Annotated in this window: 21 protein-coding genes and 1 pseudogene; 9 read left to right on the top strand and 13 right to left on the bottom strand. The window is 64.6% G+C overall.

The window, feature by feature from the left end; translation table 11 throughout:
* The 9 genes from ABI213_RS06735 to ABI213_RS06695 all read left to right on the top strand — a co-directional run.
* The coding region (locus ABI213_RS06735) for a 4-hydroxythreonine-4-phosphate dehydrogenase PdxA (RefSeq protein ID WP_348026505.1) at positions 1 to 198 on the top strand (198 nt) is incomplete at its 5' end.
* Between the two features lie 10 nt (positions 199 to 208).
* Complete coding sequence (locus ABI213_RS06730) at positions 209 to 1,381, top strand: L-rhamnonate dehydratase (RefSeq protein WP_348008126.1); 1,173 nt, start codon at positions 209 to 211, stop codon at positions 1,379 to 1,381.
* Between the two features lie 5 nt (positions 1,382 to 1,386).
* Positions 1,387 to 2,313, top strand: coding sequence for a dihydrodipicolinate synthase family protein (locus ABI213_RS06725; protein WP_348008127.1), 927 nt, complete (start codon positions 1,387 to 1,389; stop codon positions 2,311 to 2,313).
* Positions 2,310 to 3,230, top strand: a complete 921-nt coding sequence (locus tag ABI213_RS06720; protein WP_348008128.1) for an SMP-30/gluconolactonase/LRE family protein — start codon at positions 2,310 to 2,312, stop codon at positions 3,228 to 3,230. The genes ABI213_RS06725 and ABI213_RS06720 overlap by 4 nt, the downstream gene beginning before the upstream one ends.
* Positions 3,231 to 3,234: 4 nt before the next feature.
* Complete coding sequence (locus ABI213_RS06715; protein WP_348008129.1) at positions 3,235 to 4,164, top strand: YncE family protein; 930 nt, start codon at positions 3,235 to 3,237, stop codon at positions 4,162 to 4,164.
* The gene (locus ABI213_RS06710) at positions 4,161 to 5,681 is read left to right on the top strand and encodes a sugar ABC transporter ATP-binding protein (RefSeq protein WP_348008130.1); all 1,521 of its coding nucleotides are present in this window, start codon (positions 4,161 to 4,163) and stop codon (positions 5,679 to 5,681) included. Before ABI213_RS06715 ends, ABI213_RS06710 begins: the two co-directional genes overlap by 4 nt.
* Positions 5,678 to 6,787 (top strand): ABC transporter permease, encoded by a 1,110-nt coding sequence (locus ABI213_RS06705; RefSeq protein WP_348026503.1) that lies wholly within the window; start codon positions 5,678 to 5,680, stop codon positions 6,785 to 6,787. The genes ABI213_RS06710 and ABI213_RS06705 overlap by 4 nt, the downstream gene beginning before the upstream one ends.
* Before the next feature lie 18 nt (positions 6,788 to 6,805).
* Complete coding sequence (locus tag ABI213_RS06700; protein WP_348008132.1) at positions 6,806 to 7,909, top strand: substrate-binding domain-containing protein; 1,104 nt, start codon at positions 6,806 to 6,808, stop codon at positions 7,907 to 7,909.
* Between the two features lie 162 nt (positions 7,910 to 8,071).
* Positions 8,072 to 9,772 carry an AMP-binding protein gene (locus ABI213_RS06695; protein WP_348008133.1) on the top strand — a complete coding sequence of 567 codons (1,701 nt, stop codon included), beginning with the start codon at positions 8,072 to 8,074 and terminating at the stop codon, positions 9,770 to 9,772.
* On the opposite strand, the gene ABI213_RS06690 is transcribed toward ABI213_RS06695, so the two are convergent.
* The 13 genes and pseudogenes from ABI213_RS06690 to ABI213_RS06630 all read right to left on the bottom strand — a co-directional run.
* On the bottom strand, positions 9,769 to 10,512 hold the full coding sequence (locus ABI213_RS06690) for a GntR family transcriptional regulator (RefSeq protein WP_348008134.1): 744 nt from the start codon (positions 10,510 to 10,512) through the stop codon (positions 9,769 to 9,771). The genes ABI213_RS06695 and ABI213_RS06690 overlap by 4 nt on opposite strands.
* Positions 10,513 to 10,546: 34 nt before the next feature.
* Entirely contained in the window at positions 10,547 to 11,218 is a 672-nt protein-coding gene (locus ABI213_RS06685) for an isochorismatase family cysteine hydrolase (RefSeq protein ID WP_348008135.1), read from the bottom strand.
* The gene (locus ABI213_RS06680; RefSeq protein ID WP_348026501.1) at positions 11,215 to 12,828 is read right to left on the bottom strand and encodes an ABC transporter ATP-binding protein; all 1,614 of its coding nucleotides are present in this window, start codon (positions 12,826 to 12,828) and stop codon (positions 11,215 to 11,217) included. The genes ABI213_RS06685 and ABI213_RS06680 overlap by 4 nt, the downstream gene beginning before the upstream one ends.
* Positions 12,829 to 12,841: 13 nt before the next feature.
* On the bottom strand, positions 12,842 to 13,543 hold the full coding sequence (locus ABI213_RS06675) for an isochorismatase family cysteine hydrolase (RefSeq protein WP_348007455.1): 702 nt from the start codon (positions 13,541 to 13,543) through the stop codon (positions 12,842 to 12,844).
* Entirely contained in the window at positions 13,540 to 14,562 is a 1,023-nt protein-coding gene (locus tag ABI213_RS06670) for a formamidase (RefSeq protein ID WP_348007456.1), read from the bottom strand. The genes ABI213_RS06675 and ABI213_RS06670 overlap by 4 nt, the downstream gene beginning before the upstream one ends.
* 9 nt (positions 14,563 to 14,571) lie before the next feature.
* The gene (locus ABI213_RS06665) at positions 14,572 to 15,492 is read right to left on the bottom strand and encodes an ABC transporter permease (RefSeq protein WP_348007457.1); all 921 of its coding nucleotides are present in this window, start codon (positions 15,490 to 15,492) and stop codon (positions 14,572 to 14,574) included.
* Complete coding sequence (locus tag ABI213_RS06660; RefSeq protein ID WP_348007458.1) at positions 15,489 to 16,559, bottom strand: ABC transporter permease; 1,071 nt, start codon at positions 16,557 to 16,559, stop codon at positions 15,489 to 15,491. Before ABI213_RS06660 ends, ABI213_RS06665 begins: the two co-directional genes overlap by 4 nt.
* 30 nt (positions 16,560 to 16,589) lie before the next feature.
* Entirely contained in the window at positions 16,590 to 17,699 is a 1,110-nt protein-coding gene (locus ABI213_RS06655) for a BMP family ABC transporter substrate-binding protein (protein WP_348007459.1), read from the bottom strand.
* Positions 17,700 to 17,816: 117 nt separating this feature from the next.
* Entirely contained in the window at positions 17,817 to 18,965 is a 1,149-nt protein-coding gene (locus tag ABI213_RS06650) for a ring-opening amidohydrolase (RefSeq protein WP_348007460.1), read from the bottom strand.
* 4 nt (positions 18,966 to 18,969) lie between these two features.
* Positions 18,970 to 19,347 carry an oxalurate catabolism protein HpxZ gene (gene hpxZ, locus ABI213_RS06645; protein ID WP_348026499.1) on the bottom strand — a complete coding sequence of 126 codons (378 nt, stop codon included), beginning with the start codon at positions 19,345 to 19,347 and terminating at the stop codon, positions 18,970 to 18,972.
* A gap of 9 nt (positions 19,348 to 19,356) precedes the next feature.
* A complete protein-coding gene (locus tag ABI213_RS06640; protein ID WP_348007462.1) occupies positions 19,357 to 20,787 on the bottom strand; it encodes an AtzE family amidohydrolase in 1,431 nt (476 codons plus the stop codon).
* Entirely contained in the window at positions 20,784 to 20,984 is a 201-nt protein-coding gene (locus ABI213_RS06635) for a DUF4089 domain-containing protein (RefSeq protein ID WP_348007463.1), read from the bottom strand. The genes ABI213_RS06640 and ABI213_RS06635 overlap by 4 nt, the downstream gene beginning before the upstream one ends.
* A pseudogene (locus tag ABI213_RS06630) lies at positions 20,981 to 21,654 on the bottom strand (allophanate hydrolase); the annotation flags it as partial. The gene ABI213_RS06635 and the pseudogene ABI213_RS06630, both read right to left, overlap by 4 nt.

Raw genomic sequence — 21,654 nt, 5'->3', positions numbered from 1 at the left:
GACCAGGGCCAGATCGCCATCAAGCTGATGGGCTTCAGCAAGGGTGTGACGGTGCAAGGCGGCCTGCCCGTGCCCATCACCACGCCGGCGCACGGTACGGCCTATGACATTGCGGGCCAGGGCAAGGCCGATGTCAACGCCACTGCCAACGCATTCCGCATCGCCGCCCGCATGGGCCTGGCCAAACACCTGAACTAAAAGGCACACCATGAAAATCAAATCCGTCCGCGCCCGTGTTTTTGAATGGAAGGGCAAGACCGTTCCACCCCAAGGCAATTTTTGCTCCAACGCCATGGACCTGGTCTACTCCAAGACCGAAAGCATGAGCACGTTCCGCTTCCACTCGTGGACGGTGGTGGAGATCGAAACCGACGACGGCATTGTCGGTCTCGGTAACGTCGCTTTGGCACCCAAGATCGCCAAGGCCATCATTGACGAATACCTGACGCCGCTGGTCTTGGGCCAAGACCCCTGGGATTACGAATACCTGTGGCAACGCATGTACCGCGCCACCCACGCCTGGGGCCGCAAGGGTGTGACCATGGCGGCGATTTCGGCCATTGACCTGGCGATCTGGGACATCCTCGGCAAGTCGGTCAACAAGCCGGTGTTCAAGCTGCTGGGTGGCCGCACCAAAGAGAAGATTCCTTGCTACTACAGCAAGCTGTACCGCACCGACCTGGGCGAAATGCAGAAGGAAGCGCAGAAGTTCAAAGACCAGGGCTTCACCGCCTTCAAGATGCGCTTTGGCTACGGCCCGGCGCACCTGCAACACGGCGTGGCCGAGAATCTGAAATCGGTCGAAGCCGTGCGCGAAGTGATTGGCTATGACGCCGACCTGATGCTGGAGTGCTACATGGGCTGGAACCTGGAGTACGCCAAGCGCATGTTGCCCAAGCTGGCCAAGTTCGAGCCCCGCTGGCTGGAAGAACCGGTGATTGCCGACGATATCGACGGCTATGCAGAACTGAATGCGATGAATATCGTGCCGATCTCTGGTGGCGAGCATGAGTTCAGCCTGTACGGCTTCAAGCAACTGCTAGACAAAAAAGCCGTGAGCGTGGTGCAGTACGACACCAACCGCGTCGGCGGCATCACCGCGGCGCACAAGATCAACGCACTGTGCGAAGCCTATAGCGTGCCGGTGATTCCGCACGCGGGCCAGATGCACAACTACCACCTGACGATGAGCACCATCGCCTCGCCGATGAGCGAGTACTTTCCGATGTTTGACGTGGAGGTCGGCAACGAGTTGTTCTACTACATCTTCAAAGGCGAGCCGGTAGCCGAGAACGGCTTTGTACAGCTCGACGACAACACTCCGGGCCTGGGCCTGACGCTGAACACCGAATTCCTCGACCAGTTCGTCATCACCGAGTAACCAGCATGGCAGCCCCATCAGCCCGCTACCAAGGCGTTTTTCCCGTAGCGCCGACCATCTTCCACCCCGACGGCACACTAGACCTGGCAGGCCAGAAGCGTTGCATCGACTTCATGATTGATGCGGGCTCGCACGGCATCTGCATCCTGGCGAACTTTTCCGAACAGTTTTTGCTGTCGGACGAGGAGCGCGAGGTTCTGACGCGCACCGTGCTGGCGCACGTGGATGGCCGGGTGCCGGTGATCGTCACCACCACCCACTTCAGCACGGATGTGTGTATTGCCCGCAGCCAGCGCGCCCAGGCCCAGGGCGCGGCCATGGTGATGGTGATGCCGCCCTACCACGGCGCGACGTTCCGCGTGCCCGAGGCGCAGATTTATGCGTTCTACGCACGGCTGTCGGATGCGATTTCCATCCCCATCATGGTCCAGGATGCACCGGCCAGCGGCACCGTGCTGTCGGCCGCCTTTCTGGCCCGCATGGCCCAAGAAATTGAGCACCTGTGCTACTTCAAGATCGAAACCGCCGGGGCCGCCAGCAAACTGCGCGAACTGATACGCCTGGGCGGTGATGCCATCGAAGGCCCGTGGGACGGCGAGGAAGCCATTACGCTGCTACCCGATCTGGATGCTGGGGCCACCGGCGCGATGACCGGCGGCGCCTACCCCGACGGCATCCGCCAGATCATGGATGCCTACACCGCGGGCCACCGTGACGAAGCCGTGGCCGCGTACACCCGCTGGCTGCCCCTGATCAACTTTGAGAACCGCCAGGGCGGCATCTTGACGGCCAAGGTACTGATGCAGGAAGGCGGCGTGATCGCCTGCGCCGCGCCGCGCCACCCGTTTCCCGACATGCACCCCGAGGTGCGCAAAGGCCTGATCGACACCGCCCAGCGGCTGGATCCGCTGGTGCTGCACTGGGGTAAATGAGCATGGTCCAGATCCTCGATCCCCGCCTGGAACCCGTGGTGCACGGCAGCGTGCTGGAGCGTCTGTGCACCGGTGCCATCTGGAGCGAAGGCCCGGTGTGGTTGCAGGAAGACGACTCCGTGCTGTGGAGCGACATCCCCAGCAATCGCATGCTGCGCTGGTCACAAGCCAATGGCATGAGTGTGTGGCGCGACAACGTGGAGTTCACCAATGGCCACACCCGCGACCTGAACGGGGACCTGCTGCACTGCTCGCACGGCCTGCGCGCCATTGTGCGAACGCCCATGCGCGGGGGCCACATTCTTGCCGACACGCCCGACCAGATGGTGGTGGACCGCTACCTGGGTAAGCGCCTGAATTCACCCAACGACATCGTCGTCAAGCGCGACGGCACGATCTGGTTCAGCGACCCGCCGTACGGCATCCTGAGCGACCGAGAAGGCCACAAAGCCGTGCCCGAGCAGACCGCAAACCACGTGTTTTGTTTTGACCCGGCCACGGGCATTCTGACCGCCGCCAGTGCCTGGGTGCAAGAGCCCAACGGCCTGGCGTTTTCGCCCGACGAGTCGCTGCTGTATGTGTCTGACACCTCGGCCGCACTGGCACCGGCAGGCCAGGGCCACCACCACATTGCCGTGTTCGATGTGGCGGCTGACAACCGCCTGCACAATCCGCGCGTGTTCGCCGAGGTCAGCCCTGGTTTGTCGGACGGCTTCCGGCTCGACAGCCAAGGCTGGATCTACACCAGCAGCGAAGACAGCGTGCAGGTCTACCACCCGGACGGCACGCTGTTGGGCAAGATCGCCGTGCCCGAAAAGGTGGGCAACCTGTGCTTTGGTGGGCCGCAAGGCAACCAGCTTTTCATCGCGGCCAGCACCTCGCTGTACCGCATCGCACTCCATACCCAAGGGAACTGAAACCATGCCCAAAGAAATCCTGCTGCTGGTGGAAAAGTGCAGCCACTGCTTTAGCTACTACGATATTGAGAGCGGCACACGCACGCACAGCGTGCAGCTACCCGAGTTTCCGCATGAATTTGTGGTGGACGCGGCGCAACGCTACGCTTACGTCGGCCACTACGGCGTGGAGACATCCGGCCACCTGGGCGCGGGCGGCACGCGCATTTTCCAGATCGACATTGCCGAAAAAAAACTGGCGCGCACCATCGACATCGCTCCCTTCAACCGCCTGCACGGCATGCAGATGGACGACCAAGACCGGCTCTACGCACTGAGCGAAGACCGCGCCCAGCTGGTGGTGCTGGACCACCCCGCCACCGACACCGCACCGCGCCGCGCTGTACCCACCGGCGGCATCAAGTCGCACCTGTTCGCGCTGACACGCGACGGCCAGACCGCCTATGCCATGAACCTGCTGTCGCACACCGTGACCAAGATCAAGCCGTATGACGCGACCTTCGCCCCGGTAGCCTGCGCACCCGGCGAAAAGCCCGAGGGCTATGCCCTGAGCGAGGACGAAAAAACGCTCTACATCACCTGCCGCTGGAGCAACACCTTGTGCGCCATCGACACCGCCACCATGGAGGTCACGCAGCGCGCCCCTTCGCGGGACGACGCGACCCGCCTGTATCTGTACCGCGATGGCCGCCTGGTGGTCACCAACTACGGCGAGCGCTCACTCAGCGTGGTCGATCCAGTGACGCTCAAGGAACTGGCCCACATCCCCATGGAAGCCCGCGCCATCGCGCTCAGCTACCACCCGACCCAACCCATCGCTTTTGTGAGCCAGGACAACGACAAACTGGGCTACTTCAACATGGAAACGCTGCAGTTCGACCGCTTCATCGCTACCCAGCGCGAACCCGACGTTTCCCGCGTGGTGATCTTATGAAAACCCCGGTCGTCAGCATCCAGAACCTGGGCAAGCGCTTTGGCGGAACCCAGGCGGTGGATGGCGTATCGCTGGATCTGTACCAAGGCGAAATCCTGGCGCTGCTAGGGGAAAACGGCGCGGGCAAGTCCACGCTCATCAAGATTCTGGCGGGCGTGTACCCCCAAGACGTAGGTAGCGTCACTCTGCAAGGCGAGGCCGAATCGGTCTGGCGCGCTCGGCCCAAGAACCAGCAAGGCATCGCCTTCATCCACCAAGACCTGGGCCTGGTGGACTGGATGACCGTGGCCGAAAACGTGGCGCTGGGCATGGGTTTCCCCAAGCGACTGGGCTTTATCGACTGGAAGCAGGCCGAGGTGAATGCCGCGCGCGTGCTGGGCCATGTGGGCTGCGACATCGATCCGCGCCGCCGTGTATTTACCCTGTCCCGGGCCGAAAAATCTTTGCTGGCGATCGGCCGGGCGCTGGACACCCAGGCCAAGGTATTGGTGCTGGACGAGCCCACCGCCAGCCTGCCCATGGCCGACGTGCAGCGCATGTTCGAGCTGCTGCGCCAACTGAAAAGCCAGGGCGTGGCGATGATCTACGTATCGCACCGGCTCGACGAGATCATGGACATCTCGGACCGCGCCGCGGTGATGCGCGACGGCAAGCTGGTGGGCACCCGCACCACCGCCGAGACGACCGACACCGAACTGGTGGAACTGATCGTAGGCCGCAAGTTTGCCGGGGCCTTGACCAAAGCCCATGCACGCAGCCAGGAGGTGGTGCTGTCGCTGCAACAGGTGTACGCGGCCAATGCCGGGCCGGTGAGCTTTGCGGCCCGCAAGGGCGAGGTGCTGGGCCTGATCGGGCTGCGCGGCGCAGGCCACGAGGCCATCAGCCGCGCGCTGTTTGGCCTGGCGGAAGTATCCCAGGGCACGATCCAGCTCAACGGCAAAACCATCGCCCCGCGCAATCCCGCCCACGCCATCGCGCTGGGCGTGGGACTGGTGGCGGCCGACCGGCTGGAAGAAAACCTGGGCCCTGCCTTAAGCGTGCAGGAAAACCTGTTCCCCAACCCGACGCTGGTACTGGGCTCCCTGCTGGCCCGGCTGCGCCGCTCGGTGGAAGACACCCAAAGCCTCCAGCTCATTAAGCAGTTTGACGTGAACCCGCCCGCCCCCCAGGCCGATGTGCAGAACCTGAGCGGCGGCAACCAGCAAAAAGTGGTGCTGGCGCGCTGGATCAACCTGCGGCTACCTCTGCTGATGCTGGAAGAACCCACCGCCGGGGTAGACGTAGGGGCCAAACGCCAGATCTACGACATCCTGCGCGAACAGGCCGATGCAGGCGTGTGCGTTCTGGTGGTGTCCACCGATTTTGAAGAAGTGGCCAACGTGTGCACCCGCGCCCTGGTGTTCCGCAACGGCCAGGTGGCCACAGAGCTCAGCGGCACCGCCCTCAGCGTGGCCGGTCTGCTGGTCGCGGCATCCGGCAACAGCACCGTAACAAAACAACAGGAGACAACCCCATGAGCAATTCCATCAAAGCCACCGCGCTGGAGCCGGACCCCACCTTTGACAACCGCGGCAAAGGCCTGCTGGCAGGCATCGGCCAACTGGTCCCGGTGTACGGTCTGCCCGCCCTCACCGTGGGCTTGATCCTGCTGTTTTCGGTGCTGCTGCCCGACAGCTTCCCCACGCTGTTCAATCTGCGCTCTATCCTGAGCGACAAGTCGGTCATCGCCATCCTGGCTTTGGCGGCCACCATCCCCATGATGACCGGCAAGATCGACCTGACGGTGGGCTACGGCATCGTGCTGTGGCACTTCCTGGCGATCAGCCTGCAAACCCGATTTGGTCTGCCCTGGCCAGCAGCGGTGCTGATCGTTTTGCTGTGCGGCGCGTTGTTTGGTTTGCTGAACGGCATCTTGGTGGAACAGGCGCAAATCGACTCCTTCATTGCCACGCTGGGCACGGGCACGGTACTGTACGCAGTAGCGCAGTGGCACAGCGGCGGCCGCCAGGTAGTGGGCGAGCTGCCCGACGGGTTTTTGAACATTGCCGGTGAAAGCTTCCTGGGCCTGCCCATCACCGCCTTCTATGTGCTGCTGATTGCGGTGGTGCTGTGGCTGGTGAGCGAGCACACCCCGATTGGCCGCGCGCTGTACGTGATTGGTTCCAACCCCAAGGCGGCCGTGCTGAACGGGATTCCGCTGGAGAAGTGCGTCATGGGTGCGTTTGTCGCGTCGGGCACGCTCTCGGCCTTTGCCGGAGTGGTGCTGGCATCGCGCCTGCAGATCGGCCAGGCCGGGGTGGGGCTGGAATTTTTGCTGCCCGCCCTGGTAGGTGCATTTTTAGGCTCCACCACCATCCGGCCTGGCCGCGTCAACGTCTGGGGCAGCCTGGTCGGCGTGGTGATTCTGGCCGTCGGCATCTCGGGCATCCAGCAGTTTGGCGGCGCGTTCTTTGTGGAGCCGCTGTTCAACGGGCTCACGCTGCTGGTCTCTATCGGTATCGCAGGCTACGCGCAACGCAAGCGTGGCCAATCCATCAAACGCCGTATTGCCGAATTGCATATGGCGGTTGCCCCGGCCGCACCGCCCCCCGGCGCGGCACCTCTCGAAGCCAAGTCCCACTAAACCACCCGGAGACAAAAAATGAAACAACTTCCATTCCAATTACGCACCATCGTGCTGGTGGCAGCCGGCCTCGGCATGGCCGCCCATGCGCTGGCCGACGACTTTCTGGACGCCGCCAAAAAGCGTGTGGCGGAATCCACCGCCCCGGCCGACAAATGGGACGGCCCCACCACCGGGCCCAAAGCAGCGGCCGGTAAAACCATCGTATTTGTGGCCGCCGATCTGAAAAATGGCGGCATTCTGGGCACCTCCAAAGGGGTGGAAGAAGCCAGCAAGGCCATCGGCTGGAACGTGCGCGTCATCGACGGCCAGGGCTCGGTCAGTGGCCGCACGGCGGCGCTGAACCAGGCGCTGGCACTCAATCCTTCCGGCATCGTGATCGGCGGCTTTGACACCGCCGAGCAAAAAGTCGCCCTGGGTAACGCCACCAAGTCCGGCGTGCCCCTGGTGGGTTGGCATGCCGGTGAAAAGTCCGGCCCCACAGCGGGCCTGTTTGCCAACGTGACCACCGCGCTGGACGAAGTGGCCGATGTGGCTGCGTCGTGGGCCGTGGCCGATTCGGGTGGCAAAGCCGGTGTGGTGATCTTCACCGACTCGCAATACAGCGTGGCGGTCTACAAAGCCCGTGCGATGGAAGCCGTCATCAAGAAATGCGGCGGCTGCACGGTGCTGAGCTTTGAAGACAGCCCCATTTCTGAAAGCTCTACCCGCATGCCCCAGCTGACCACCTCGCTGCTGCAGCGCTTTGGCGACAAATGGACCCATTCGCTGGCCATCAACGACCTGTACTTCGACTTCATGGGCCCGACACTGCAAGCCGGTGGCAAGAAAGGTGATGCATCCCCCAAAGCCGTGTCGGCCGGTGACGGATCGGAGGCCGCCTACCAGCGCATCCGCACCAAGCGCTACCAGGCCGGTACTGTGCCCGAGCCACTGAACATGCAAGGCTGGCAGTTGGTGGACGAACTGAACCGCGCGATGGCAAAGGCCCCCTGGTCCGGCTACTCACCCAAAGTGCATCTGGTGACCGCCGAGAACGTGGGCAGCGACGGCGGCCCGAAGAACGTGTTTGACCCCGACAACGGCTACCGCACCCAGTACAAGGCCATCTGGGGCAAATAAGCCAACGCTATTAAAAAAGTAGCTGCTAGCGCAGGTAGCACCTGCGCTAGCAGCCTTTTTTTTATAAATTTCTGCTTGTCTCCAAAGCGACCCCGGCTAGGGACTTGTCCGGTAACACCTTATGGGTAGGCCCACCAGAATCGCCCCTACAAGGAGCATTGCATGGACAAGGTCTGGTTGAAGAATTACCCCGCCGACGTGGCGCACGAGGTGGATGTCACACCCTACAGCTCGCTGACCCAACTGCTGGACGAGTCGTTTAAAAAGCACGCCGACCACCCCTTCTCGGTGTGCATGGAGCGCTGGATGTCTTACCGCCAGTTGGACCAGCTCTCGGGTGCGCTGGGTGCCTGGCTGCAGGTCCAGGGGCTCAAGCCCGGTGCGCGGGTGGCCATCATGCTGCCGAATATTCCGCAATTTGCGGTCACCATGGCTGCCGTGCTGCGCGCCGGTTACACCTGCGTCAACGTCAACCCGCTGTACACCCCGCGCGAGCTGGAGCACCAGCTCAAGGACTCGGGGGCCACCGCCATCGTGATCTTGGAGAACTTTGCCCGCACGCTGCAAGAGGTAGTGGGCCGCACGCAGATCCAGCACGTGGTCATGGCCCATATGGGCGACCTGCTGGGCGCGGTGTATGGCCGCGTGGTCAATTTCATGGTGCGCCGGGTCAAGAAAATGGTGCCCGCCTACCAGTTGCCACGCAACGGCACCTTGCGGGTCACGGCGTTCAACCAGGCAGTGTCTGCGGGCCAGGGCCTGGCACTCCAGCCGCACAACTGCACGATGGCATCCACCGCTTTTTTGCAGTACACCGGCGGCACCACCGGGCTGTCCAAGGGTGCGGTGCTGACCCACCGCAACATCGTGGCCGCTGCGCTGCAGACCGAGGCCTGGTTCACCCCGGCGCTGGCACGCGTGGGCCAAGCCACCAAGGTCAACATGGTTGCCGCCCTGCCGCTGTACCACATCTATGCCCTGACCACCTGCCTGATGTGCGTGCGCCTGGGGGCCCACATCACCCTGGTGCCCAACCCGCGCGACTTCAAAGCCTTTATCGCCACGCTGAAAAAGCGGCCCTTCCACATCCTGCCCGCCGTCAACACCTTGTTCAACGCCTTGCTGCTGCAGCCCACGTTCAAGACCATCGACTTCTCCCACCTGTGCGTCACCCAGGCGGGCGGCATGGCCGCGTCTGAGGGCACAGCCCAGCGCTGGCTGGAGGTGACCGGCAGCCCCATGGTGGAAGGCTGGGGCATGAGCGAAACCTGCGCCGTGGGCACCAACAACCCGGTACTGAGTACAAGCTTCACCGGCACCATCGGCCTGCCCCTACCCAGCATCGACCTGGCCATCAAGGACGACGACGGCAACGACCTGCCCCTGGGTGCCGCGGGTGAAATCTGCATCAAGGGCCCCAACGTCACCCCCGGCTACTACCAGCAGCCCGAGGAAAACGCCCGTGCCTTCACCGCCGACGGCTACCTGCGCACCGGCGACATCGGCATGATGGACGAGCGCGGCTACACCCGCATCGTGGACCGCAAGAAGGACATGATCCTGGTCAGCGGCTTCAACGTGTTCCCCAACGAGCTGGAAAACGTGATCTCGCTCTGCCCCGGCGTGGTGGAATGCGCGGCCATTGGCATACCCGACGAAAAGCAGGGCGAGGCCATCAAGGTCTTCATCGTCAAAAGCGACCCGGCCCTGACCGAAGCCGATGTGCTGCTGTTCTGCAAGCAGAACCTTACCGGCTACAAGCTGCCCAAGTCCATCGAGTTCCGCAAGGACCTGCCCAAGTCGAATGTGGGCAAGATTCTGCGCCGCGAACTGCGCACGCCTACAGTCTCACTTCCAACTTAAGAAGCCGCCGCCTGCCGTGCCAGGTGCACCTGGTGCAGGGTGATCTTGCGCACCTCGGCCTGGCTGCTCTGGATGTGGGCACGCAGCAGCATGGCGGCCTGGTCGCCGCGGTGGCTCCGGATGGCTTTGAGGATTTTGGCGTGCTCTTCGTAGGTGGCGGTGATGCGCGCCTGCTTGGTGAAGTCCAGCCGCCGGATGATGCGGATGCGCTCGGTCACGTCGCTGTGCACACGGGCCATTTCGGTATTGCCTGCGGCGCGCACCAGGGCGCAGTGGAATTCCTCGTCCCAGCGGGCCACGGCAATGCCATCGGTACTGCGCTGGGCTACCGGCACCAACCAGATGGCCACCAGTTCCTCCAGCAGCGCGTGGTCGATCTGGATGTGTGGTGCCCCCGCGCCCGCTCCGCCTTCGCACAGGCGGTGGGCGGCGGTGGTTTCCAGCACCATGCGCAGGTCGTAGAGCTGCTCAAACTGCTCGAAATTGAACGGCAGCACCCGCCAGCCGCTGCGAAACAGCACCTCCACATAGCCCTCTTGCTGCAGCCGGATTAGCGCCTGCCGCACCGGGGTGCGCGACACGCCCAGGCGTTCGCTGATCTCGTTTTCGGTAAAGCGGTCGCCGGGAACCAGGGTGAATGCACCCACGTCGCGCTTGAGCTGGGCATAGACCTCGTCAGCGCGCGAGCGGTGGCCGGTGGGTTCTGCGGAAGGAGTGGGGGTGGGAGTCAGGGAGTGCACGGGGCAAACTTTAGCAGTTGCAAGGCACCCAATTTCAAACGGTCGCCAATGCCTGCAGAACCGCTGCGCTGGGTGCCGTCCAGCCGACGATACCGCCTTGGGCACGCACCATCTCCAGCGTCGCGGCCTTGAACGCGGGGAAGTAGCTCTCGGTGCAGTCTTCCAGCAGCAGGCCGTCGTAGCCGCGGTCGTTGGCCTCGCGCATGCTGGTCTGCACGCAGACCTCGGTGGTCACGCCCATGAACAGCAGCTGCTGGATGCCGCGCTGCTGCAGCATCTCGTGCAGGCCGGTGGCGTAGAACGCGCCCTTGCCGGGCTTGTTGATGACGATCTCGCCGTCTACCGGTGCCAGCGCCGGAATGATCTGGTTGCCCGGCTCACCCGCCACCAGGATGCGGCCCATCGCCCCCAGATCGCCGATGCGCAGCGCCGGGTTGCCCCGGTTCAACTTGGCCGGGGGGCAGTCGGACAAATCGGCCTTGTGCGCCTCGCGGGTGTGCACCACCAGGCCCCCGGCCGTGCGCCACGCCGCCAGCATGGCCTGGCTGGCGGGCACGATGGCCTCCAGCAGCGCCACGTTGTTGCCCAGGGTGGCTCCAAAACCGCCGGGCTCGATGAAGTCGCGCTGCATGTCGATGATGACCAGGGCGGCGCGGGCCACGTCCAGCGGGTAGTCAAACGGCAATGCGGTGATGGTCAGGCTCATGCGGCCTCCTTGTGGTCGTCATGGCCACCGCCCATGTGTGCACCTAGGATGTGGCGCTCGGCGGTAGCGGCGGGAGTTTCAAACACGATGCGGCCTTCGCTCATCACCACGATGCGGTCGGCCAGCTCCAGCAGTTCGTCCAGGTCTTCGCTGATCAGCAGCACCGCGCCGCCACGGTCGCGCACGCCCAGGATGCGGCTGTGGATTTCGGCCACAGCGGCAAAGTCCAGGCCGAACACCGGGTTGGCCGCAATCAGCACATTGATCTCGCCCGCCAGCTCGCGGGCCAGCACGGCGCGCTGCACGTTGCCGCCGGACAGGCTGCGGATAGGCGCGCCCTCGCCTTGGGTCTTCACACCGTATTCTTGGATCCATTCGCGGGCCCGGCTGCGCCAGGCGGAAAAGCGCAGCAGCCCGCCCAGGTTCAGCGGTGGCTGGTCAAAGTCGCGCAGCGCCATGTTTTCCGCCACCGACAGGTCGCCCACGCAGGCATTGCGCAGGGGCTCTTCGGGCAGGCTGCGCACCTTGAGGCGGCGGTTGTCGGCGCGGCGGGCGGCGTAGTCTTCACCCATCACCTGCACCCGGCCGCTGAGGCGCGCGCGTTGGCCCACCAGGGCCTCCACCAGCTCGCGCTGGCCGTTGCCCGAGACACCGGCCACGCCCAGGATTTCGCCCTTGCGTACCTGCAGGCTCAGGCCGTGTAGGGCCAGCGTACCGCGGTCGCCCTGGGCTTTCAGGTCGTCTACCTGCAAGGCGACAGGCGCTTCATTTGCTGCACTTTGTGTAGCACGCCGCGCAGGTACATCCTGCGCCAGAGCACTATTTGGCTCAGAACTTTCACCCATCATGGTCTGGGCCAGGGTGCGGGTGAGTTCTTGCGGCGTAGCGTCGGCCACGCGGCAGTGGTGCACCGCTTTGCCCCGGCGCAGCACGGTCACACCATCTGCATAGGCCAGCACCTCGCGAAACTTATGGGTGATGATGAGCACGCTGCACTGGCCGCTCTGGGCGAAGGCGCGCACATGGCCCAGCACCTCGTCGGCCTCTTGCGGGGTGAGCACCGACGTGGGTTCGTCCAGGATCAGCAGACGCGGTTTCAGGTAGAGCTGCTTCAGCAGTTCCAGCTTTTGCTTTTCGCCCGCCGCCAGTTCGGCGGGGCGGGCATCCAGGTCCAGGCTGAAGGGCGTGGTGGCCAAGAAGGCCTTGAGCTCGGCGCGCTTGGCGGTCCAGTCGATCACGGCGGGCAGGGTGCCGCCGGCCAGCAGCAGGTTCTCGGCCACGGTCATACCCGGTGCCAACGTGAAGTGCTGGTAGACCATGCCAATGCCCAGGCTGCGCGCCACGATGGGGTTGGCAATGGCCTGCTCGCGCCCGTCGATCAGGATGCTGCCCTCTTCCGCCCGCTGGAAACCCGCTACGCATTTCACCAGGGTGCTTTTGCCCGCGCCGTTCTCGCCCAGCAGGGCGTGCACCGTGCCGGGTTCGACCCGCATCGTCACGCTGTCCATGGCGGTGAAGCTGCCAAAGCGCTTGGTCAACTGGTAGGTCTCCAGTGCCAATGCGCCGGTGCCCGCAGGAAGCGCGCCGATGGGGGTAGGTTCTGTGGCCATGGATTTCCTTGGGTTACACAACGGCAAGCAGCGCAGCAGACAGCGCGTGCGCACCGAACACGCCGCCCTGCATGGTCACCATGTTCAGCGCCGCCTGGTGGTTGGCCGGGTCGGTGGCGGCCGTGCAGTCGGACAGCAGCAGGCACTCGTAGCCCCGGTCGTTGGCATCGCGCATGGTGGTGTGCACGCACACGTCGGCGGTGATGCCCGCCAGGATGAGGTTTTGCACGCCACGCAGGCGCAGCACCATGTCCAGGTCGGTGGCGTAAAACGAGCCTTTGCCGGGCTTGTCGATCACCACCTCGCCGGGCAACGGGGCCAGCTCGGGAATCAGCTCCCAGCCCGGTTCGCCGCGCACCAGAATGCGCCCGCAGGGGCCGGGGTCGCCGATGCCCGTGCCATTCGCACCGATCTGGCGGGAGCGCCAGCGCTTGTTCGCAGGCAGATCGGCCAGATCGGGCCGGTGGCCTTCGCGGGTGTGGATGATGTGGTAGCCCAAAGGGCGCAGCCGCGCCAGCACGGCGGCAATCGGGGCGATGGGCGCGCGGGTCAGGGCGATGTCGTAGCCCATCACGTCTACATAGCCGCCCACACCGCAGAAGTCGGTCTGCATGTCGATCACGATCAACGCCGTGTTGTCGGGCCGCAGCGCGCCGTTATAGGGCCAGGCATAAGGGTTGGCGGGGACGAAGCGGGAAGAGCTTGCCATGGTCATTCTGCCAACGGGGTGGGGAAAGGATTGGCCTCCGGGCCCTTGTAGGCCCGCGTGGGCGCAGCGAATCCGCAGGGGGTGCCATCGGTTACCGCCACCTCCCAGGGCAGCTTGTACTGGCCCGCCGCCATGTCCTGCATGTAGCTGTAGGGGAAGTCCTGGGCACCACCTTTGACCGCCACGTAGCCGCGGTGGTAGAGCTGGTACAGGTTGTTTTCTACGCCCCAGCCGCTGCGGGCCTCGCGCACCAGGTCGGGCCGCAGCTCGGCGGTGATGATTTCATCCGGGCGACCACTGCCCTGCACCATCACCGTGCCGTCGAAGTGGCAAAACATGCCCTCGCCCATGGAGTCGAACGTGCCGTCGCTGCCGCACATGCAGACGCTGGCGGTGTAGGCCAGGTTGCAAAAAGCGTTGGCCTGGTTGGTGATCTTCCAGGCATGGCGGATGGGTGCGGTGTAGCCCGCCGTGCGCAAAATGATGTCGGCCCCCTTGTACGCCGCCTCGCGCGCCATTTCGGGGAACATGCCGTCGTGGCAGATGATGAGGGCCAGGCGGCTGCCGTTGGGCCCGTTGCACACCGGTATGCCCAGGTTGCCGGGCTCCCAGGGCTCTACCGGCACCCAGGGGTGCAGCTTGCGGTAGTACAGACGGATGACACCGGTGTCGTCGATGATGAGACCGCTGTTGTACGGGTTGCCGCCGGGGTGCTGCTCCATGATGGAAAAGCAGCCCCAGATGTGGTTGTCCACGCAGGCTTTTTTGAAGGCAGCCACCTCGGGCCCGTCCAGCGAACACATGATGGCGGGGTTGGTGTCCATGCTCAGGCCGTGCAGCGCGTATTCGGGGAACACCACCAGGTCCATCGTGCCCTGGTTGCGCCGCGCCTTGGCCACCAGGTCGCAGATGCGCCGGGTTTGCGCGGCCAGGTCCGCCGGGGTTGTGACCACCGGCAGTTGCAACTGCACCAAGCCGATGACCACGCCATTTTTTGATTTATTCAAGCCACCAAAACCGCTCACGGCATGCTCCTAACGGGTGGACGACAGTTCGCCGGGGCTTCCCACAGCCACACTGCCGGGTTTGCAAGTGAAGACCAAGATCACCAGGGTCAGCACGTACGGCACGGTGTTGAACAGGTGGTAGCCCCAGCCGATGCCCACCGACTGCATGGCCGGGCCAATCGCCCCCGCACCGCCAAACAGCAGGGCCGCGCCCACGCAGCGCAGCGGGCTCCAACGCGCAAAGATCACCAGCGCCACCGCAATCAGGCCCTGGCCGCTGGAGATGCCTTCGTTCCAGCTACCGGGGTAGAACAAGGTAAGCGACGCACCACCCAGGCCCGCCATAAAGCCACCTGCCGCCGTGGCTGCAATGCGGATGCCCGACACCGAATAGCCCAGCGCCCGCGTGGCGTTGGCCGAGTCGCCCGCCAGCCGCACCAGCAGGCCCCAGCGGGTGCGCGCAAACGCCCACCACAAAGCCACCGCCAGGGCGATGCCGATGGGCAGCAACGCGTTGATCTGCAAGGCCGCCTGCACCACGCTGGAGTCGCTCCAACCGCCCAATGCGATGGCCGGAATCTGCGGTGCCTGGGGCTGGATCAAGGGCTTGCCCAGATAAAAAGCCAGGCCGGTGCCCAGCAGCATCAGCGCGATGCCGGTGGCCACGTCGTTCACGCGGGGCAGCGAGCACAGCACGCCGTGCAAGGTAGCCAGCAAAGCCCCCGCCAGCGCGCCGACCAACACACCCAGCCAGGGCGATCCGGTCAGGTAGGCGCCGCCAAAAGCGCTCATGGCCGACAGCACCAGCACGCCTTCGAGCCCCAGGTTGATGCGACCGGATTTCTCGGTCAGGCATTCGCCCAAACTCACAAACAGAAATGGCGTGCCGACACGCAATGCGCCGCCAATGATTCCAGCGATGAGCGCCACCCATTGGTCTGCCGTCATATCGCCTCCACGCCAGCCACAGCCGGTTTACGCATCTTGGAAAACAGCGCCTTCCAATCCACATCGCGCAGCGCTTCGCTGGCCAGGATCAACACAAAAGCAATACCCTGCAGCACCATCACCGAGGCATCCGGCAGGCCCAGGCGGCGCTGCAGCAAGCTGCCCGCGGCACCAAAACCACCGAACAAAATTGCGACGGGCACGATGGCCACCGGGTTGTGCCGGGCAATGAAGGACACCAAAATGCCCGCATAACCGTAGCCCGCGATCAGCGAGGCATTGGCATTGGTATGCACTGCGGCCACCTCCACCGCCCCGGCCAGCCCGGCACTGGCCCCGCCCAGGGCGCAGGCCGTCAAAATCAATTGCGTGGCGGGCAGGCCCACCAGTTGGGCCGCCCGCGGGTTGCCACCCACCACCCGGATCGAAAAGCCCGATGCCGTCCAGCGCAGCCACAGCCCCAGGGCCACGCAGGCCAGCAGACCTAGCACCAAGCCCCAGTGCACGTCCGAGCCTGCAATGCCGGTGATCAGCATGCCCTCGGGCAGGGGGTGGGTAGCGGGCTTGTTCAGGCTTGCCGGGTCGCGCAGCAGTCCTTCCACCAAGTGCTTGAAGATGCCGATGGCGATGTAGGCCAGCAGCAGGCTGCTGATGGTCTCGTTGATGCCGCGCGCCTGCCGCAGCCAGCCCGCCAGCATGATCCACAGCGCACCGGCCAGCGCGCCCGCGGCGCACACCAGCACGGTGCCCACGACATTGGCGGGCAGCGGCAACAGGCTGGGAAGCGCGGCGGCGGCCAGCCCGCCCAGCACCAAAGCGCCCTCCCCGCCAATGATGACCAGCCCGGCACGCGCAGGCAGCGCCACGCACAGGGCCGTCAGCATCAGCGGTGCGGCGCGCTGCAGCGTGTTTTGCCACGAGAACCAGTCGCCGAATGCACCCTTGAACAGGGTCAGCCACATGTCCAGCGGGCTGACCCCGGCGAACCAGACGAACACGCCGAACAGCAGCAGCGCCAGCGCGATGGCCGATGTCGGCAGCAGGATATCTTTGGCGGTGGATTGCATGCGGAATCCTTTGGGCGGCAGGCGGTCGGTTTAGAAAGAACCCTGAACGCCTTCAACCAGGTAGTTCATGCTTTCCAACACCGGATCGGTCTGCTTCATGGTTTTGCCGGCAGGAATGACCACCGCGCCCTTGTTGTCCTTCAGCGGGCCTTTGAAGATGTCGAACTTGTCGGCCACCATCTGCGCCTTGATGCCATCGGCCTGCTTCTTGGCAGCATCGGTCACCATGGCACCGTAGGGCGAGGTTTTCACATAGCCTTCCTTCAGGCCGCCGCGCAAAAAGTTGGGGTGCGGCTTGCCAGCTTGGGCTGCGTCGATCACGGTTTTGTAGGCGGTAAACCAGTTCCACTCGGCACCGGTCAGGTAGGCGTTGGGGGCCAGCTTAGCCTGGCTGGCGTGGTAGCCACACACCATCTTGCCGCGCTTGGCGGCGGTTTCCACGATGACCTTGGGGCCGTCCACGTGCATGGTGAATACGTCGCAGCCCTGGTCGGCCAGGCTGTTGGTGGCTTCGGCCTCCTTGACGGCCATGGACCAGTCGCCGGTGAAGATCACGCTGCAGGTAATGCCCGGCTTGACCGAGCGTGCGCCCAGCGTGAAGGCGTTGATGTTGCGCAGCACCTGCGGAATCGGCTTGGCCGCCACAAAGGCGATCTTGCCGCTCTTGCTCATGTGCGCGGCGACCACGCCGTTCAGAAACTGGCATTCGTCGATGTAGCCGAAGAAGCTGCCGACATTTTTGGGGTTCTTCTCGGTCCACATGCCGCCGCAGTGCGAAAAACGTACATCGGGGTACTTGGGGGCCAGCGCCAGGATGTGCGGGTCAAAGTAACCGTACGAGGTGGGAAACAGCAGCTTGGCACCGTCTTGGGCAATCATGCCGGTCATGGTCTTTTGCACGGCCGAGGTTTCGGGCACGTTCTCTTCTTCCACCACTTTGATGCCGGGCAGCTTCTTGGCTTCTGCCGCTGCCGCCGCATGCGACTGGTTGTAGCCGTAGTCGTCGCGCGGACCAACGTAGATCACGCCGATGGTCAGCGGGGTCTGTGCGCGGGCCAGACTGGCAAAGCCCCCCAACGTGCTGGCCGCACCCAAAGCGGCAATGGATTTCAGGGAGTCGCGGCGGTTGAAGGTGGTCATGGCAGTCCTTTCGGTGGTGAAAGCGTTGAATGGATCAAAACGGTGCGAAAAACAGAATCTTTCTTGGATACAAGAGTGGATGCAAAATGTGTGCCTGCTACTGGAAAAGCCGGAAGTTCATAAAACGGGCACTCCGGCATCCCCCGGCGGGCCTACCCGTACGATGGCCGCTACCGGGCCACCACCCGCCGGGCCCTGGTGCTCAGCCCCGCCCGACACATACAGCGCGGTATCGCCCACCACCGATGCCAGCACCGCACCCACCACCGCCCGTGCGTGGCGCGTGGCGTGGATGTCGGAATCGTTCAGCATGGTGTGCCGCAGCCCGCGCACCCGCCCGTCGGGGCTGGCTTCGGCTTTGGCCAGCAGATTGACCAGACCGGGGAGCACAGAGGCACCATCAGCGTCCATGCCCAGGGCCAGGTGCAGCATCTGGCGCACGCTGGCCGCATCGACCGCGTCGCGCATCACGGTGTGGGCAATACGGTATGGCGATGCCGCGCCCTCGGCTTCGCCCAGCACAATCACCACATTGGCTTCCAGCTCGATACCGGCCGATGCAGAGGCCCGTGCCGAATACAGCGACCAGTCCGACAGCAGCGCTGTCGCCGCCTCTTCTACGGGCGCGGCTATTTCACCCAGGGCCAGCGCCACCCCCAAAGCGGAGGCACCGCGTGAATAGGCCATGGAGGCGTAGCTGTCATGCGTGACCGGCACCGCGCCGCGTTGCAGCGCGGCATCCACTTTGTTGGACGTCAGCAACGGGCACTTGATCTGCACAAAATGCACGTCGGCGGCATGGGCGATGCCCGCGTCCCGCATGGCCTCCCCTACAGCGACAGCCGTGCACTCTATCTGGGCACTGCGGCCTATTTCTTCGGGTAGAAAATCGCGGGTATGCGCCACACCTACCACTAGGCGTTTGCCAAGGTGCTGCGGCTCGGCTGCCACCCAGCGGCGCGAGAAAACCGTGAAGTGCGGCGACAGCACGCCTTCAGTGCCGCCGGACATCACCAGGGCCACGCGCTGCCCGACTTCACTGGGTAGACAACCCAGGTGCGGGCTGAGGAAGTCGCACCAGCGCGCGGTGGCAAAGTCACGCGTGAAATCGTTGACGCAGCCATTGCCTTCGGTCTTGCCCATCACGGCCACGATATCTGCCGGGCGCAGCGCACCGCTCGCCACCAGGGCTTGCACGCCCGCCAAGTCACCCGGGCCACTGCACAGCACACGGTGCACATCCACGTATTGAATGGGTGTATGCATAGCGTTACAGCAGACTCACATGTGCGGCCACCACCCGCCAGCCTGCAGGCAGGCGCAGCCAGGTCTGGCTTTGGCGGCCGGTACGGGTGCTGCCATCGCGCAAAAACTCCACATTGGCGGTGGCGAAGTCGTGCCCGTAAGTGGTGATCACGGTTTTCAGCAATTGGCGCTGCTGGCCCTGGGCCGGGCGGCCCGCACGGAAGGCCTGGATCTCCGCAAAGCCGTACAAGTTTTCCGTACCGCCGTACCGCAAGGTGTGCGGGCTGTCCCAGAAGAGTTCGTCCAGCACGGCAACCCGGTTGTTCACCAAGGCATCTTCATAGCGGTCAAAAACGGCCTGCACTTCGGCCAGGACTTCGGGCAGGTTGATGGGGTAATCCATGGCGGTCTTTCAAAGGGAGGCGATAGGGGCGCGGCACACACCTGCAGCCTCCAGCACGGCGGCGGCGCGCAGCACCAGGTCTTCGCGCCAGGGCGCGGCAATCACTTGCACGCCGATGGGCAGATGCGGCAGCTGCGGGTCCATGCCCCACACCGGCACGGCACATACCGGCAGGCCGATGCAGGAGATCGGCTGCGTCAGCACGCCGATGTTGGGGCGCAGCGGCAGGTCGCGACCATGCAGGTCCAGCCGCTCGGTGCCCAAGGGCGTGGCAACGCAGGGCGTGGCGGCGGCGAGCAACAGGTCATATGTTTCAAACACCTGTGCCGCAGCCTGGGCGTAGCGGCGGCGTACCCGCTGGGCGCGGGCCACCCAGGCGGCAGGGATCAGCGCCCCGGCCAAAAAGCGGTCGCGCGACAGCGGTTCAAAGTCTTGCGGGCGCAGGCGCAGGTTCTCCAGGTGCAAGGCCGCGCTTTCGGAATTGGTGATCAGAAACGCAGCGGCACGGCCCGCCTCGACCCAGGGCAGCTCCACGGTATCGCGCGCGCCCAGTGCCTGCGCCACGGTGGCCACAGCGGCCCGGGCGGCGGGCAAGGCGTTGTCATGGAAGTAGCCGCCCAGCACACCGATGCGCAGACCGGCAATGCCCAGATCCAACTCGGTTACTACACTTTCTATAGCGCGCTGTGCACAGCCTGCGTCCACGAACGGGCTTTTTTCCTCATAACCCTGCATCGCGTCATAGGCCAGGGCCAGGTCGCGCACGCTGCGGGCAAACGGCCCCAGGTGGTCCAGGCTGGTGACGAACTGAAAACTGCCGGTGCGCGGCAAGCGCCCAAAGGTGGGTTTGAGGCCGAACACCCCGCACATCGACGACGGCACGCGGATGGAGCCATTGGTGTCCGAGCCCAGCGCCAAGGGCACCTGCCCTGCCGCCACCGCCGCGCCCGAGCCACCGGAGGACCCGCCTGCCGTACGGGCCAGATCGTGCGGGTTGTGGCAGGCACCTTCGTGGGTGTTTTCGGTGGTGAAGCCGTAGGCATATTCGTCCATGTTCAGCGCGCCGACCAGGATGGCACCGGCCGCCTCCATGCGCTGCACCAGCAGCCCATCGGCCGTGGCAGGAGCGCTGTCGCGCTCGATCTTGGAGCCCGCCAGCGTGCGCAGCCCGGCAATGTCAAACAGATTTTTGGCCGCGAAAGGCACGCCCAACAGGGGCAGTGCGGCTTGGCTGCCGTTGGCCAGGCCGGTGTCGATCTGCGCTGCACGCTGCAGGGCGCGGGCCTGCACCACGTCGGTGAAAGCGTTGACGCGCCCGTCGGTGACCGCAATACGGTCCAGACAGGCTTGCACCAGTTGCGTGGCCGTCACCTCGCGGGCGGCGACGGCGCGGGCCATGCTGGCTGCATCCTGCTGCCACCAGTTTGCGGGTAAGGTCATGGCTTGCTCCGAGGCGATACGGGGATAAATGCCATGGCCGATTCATCGTGCACCGACAGGGGCGCGGCCTGCACCAGATCGGCAAAGCCCGAGGCCAATGCAAAGTAGCGCAGCACGCCGGGGCGCGCGTCGCCCAGCGGCAGGCCGATAGCGGCCGCTGCTGCATCCACATAGGTTTCCAGTTCCTGTTCGGTCATTTCTGCAGCTCCCCTTGGACATACGCGCGCCAGCCACCCCAGTGGCTGATGTCTTGCGCCCCCGCCAGCGCCTGCGGCTCGCAGATAAAGCCCTGCACGCTGCTGCCATCGGCGAGCAACAGGGTGCCGATACCCAGAGGGGCTGGAATCAGCGCCACGAAGGAGCCGTAGTGGGCGACCGGCATCTCCCACACCTCGACCACGATGGGCGCACCCCGGCCGGGCGCAACGCGCAGCAAACCGGGCTTGGGCGGCACAGTGCCGGGCAGGGCAAAAAGTTGGTAGTCTGGCGCGGTGTGGGTGCTGCTGACCAGGCGCGCCTCGCGCTCTGTCAGCTGGCTGTTCAACGGCATGCCGGACAGATGAGCACCCACTACCGCCACCCGCACGGTGGCCTGCGCCTGAAGGCCGGGTAGCGGCTGCAGTGCGGGCAAAGGCAAGTCCAGCGCACCCTGCAACATGCCGCTGGCGTGGTGGTAACGCTGGCCCAATTCAGCCAGCTGCCAGTCGCTGCCGCAAGGGCCGATGAGCGTGATGCCAAACGGCAGACCGTCGGACCGCAGGCTGCTAGGCACCGAGATGGCGGCGTAGTCCAGCAGGTTGACGAAATTCGTGTACGCGCCCAGGTTACGGTTCAGCACCACCGGGTCCGCCTGCATCTGCGCAATCG

It is taken from the genome of Rhodoferax sp. (genome assembly GCF_039922535.1).
Lineage (GTDB): Bacteria > Pseudomonadota > Gammaproteobacteria > Burkholderiales > Burkholderiaceae_C > Rhodoferax_B.
Note: the sequence above shows the minus strand (reverse complement) of the source record. Positions and strands in the feature narration are given on the sequence as shown.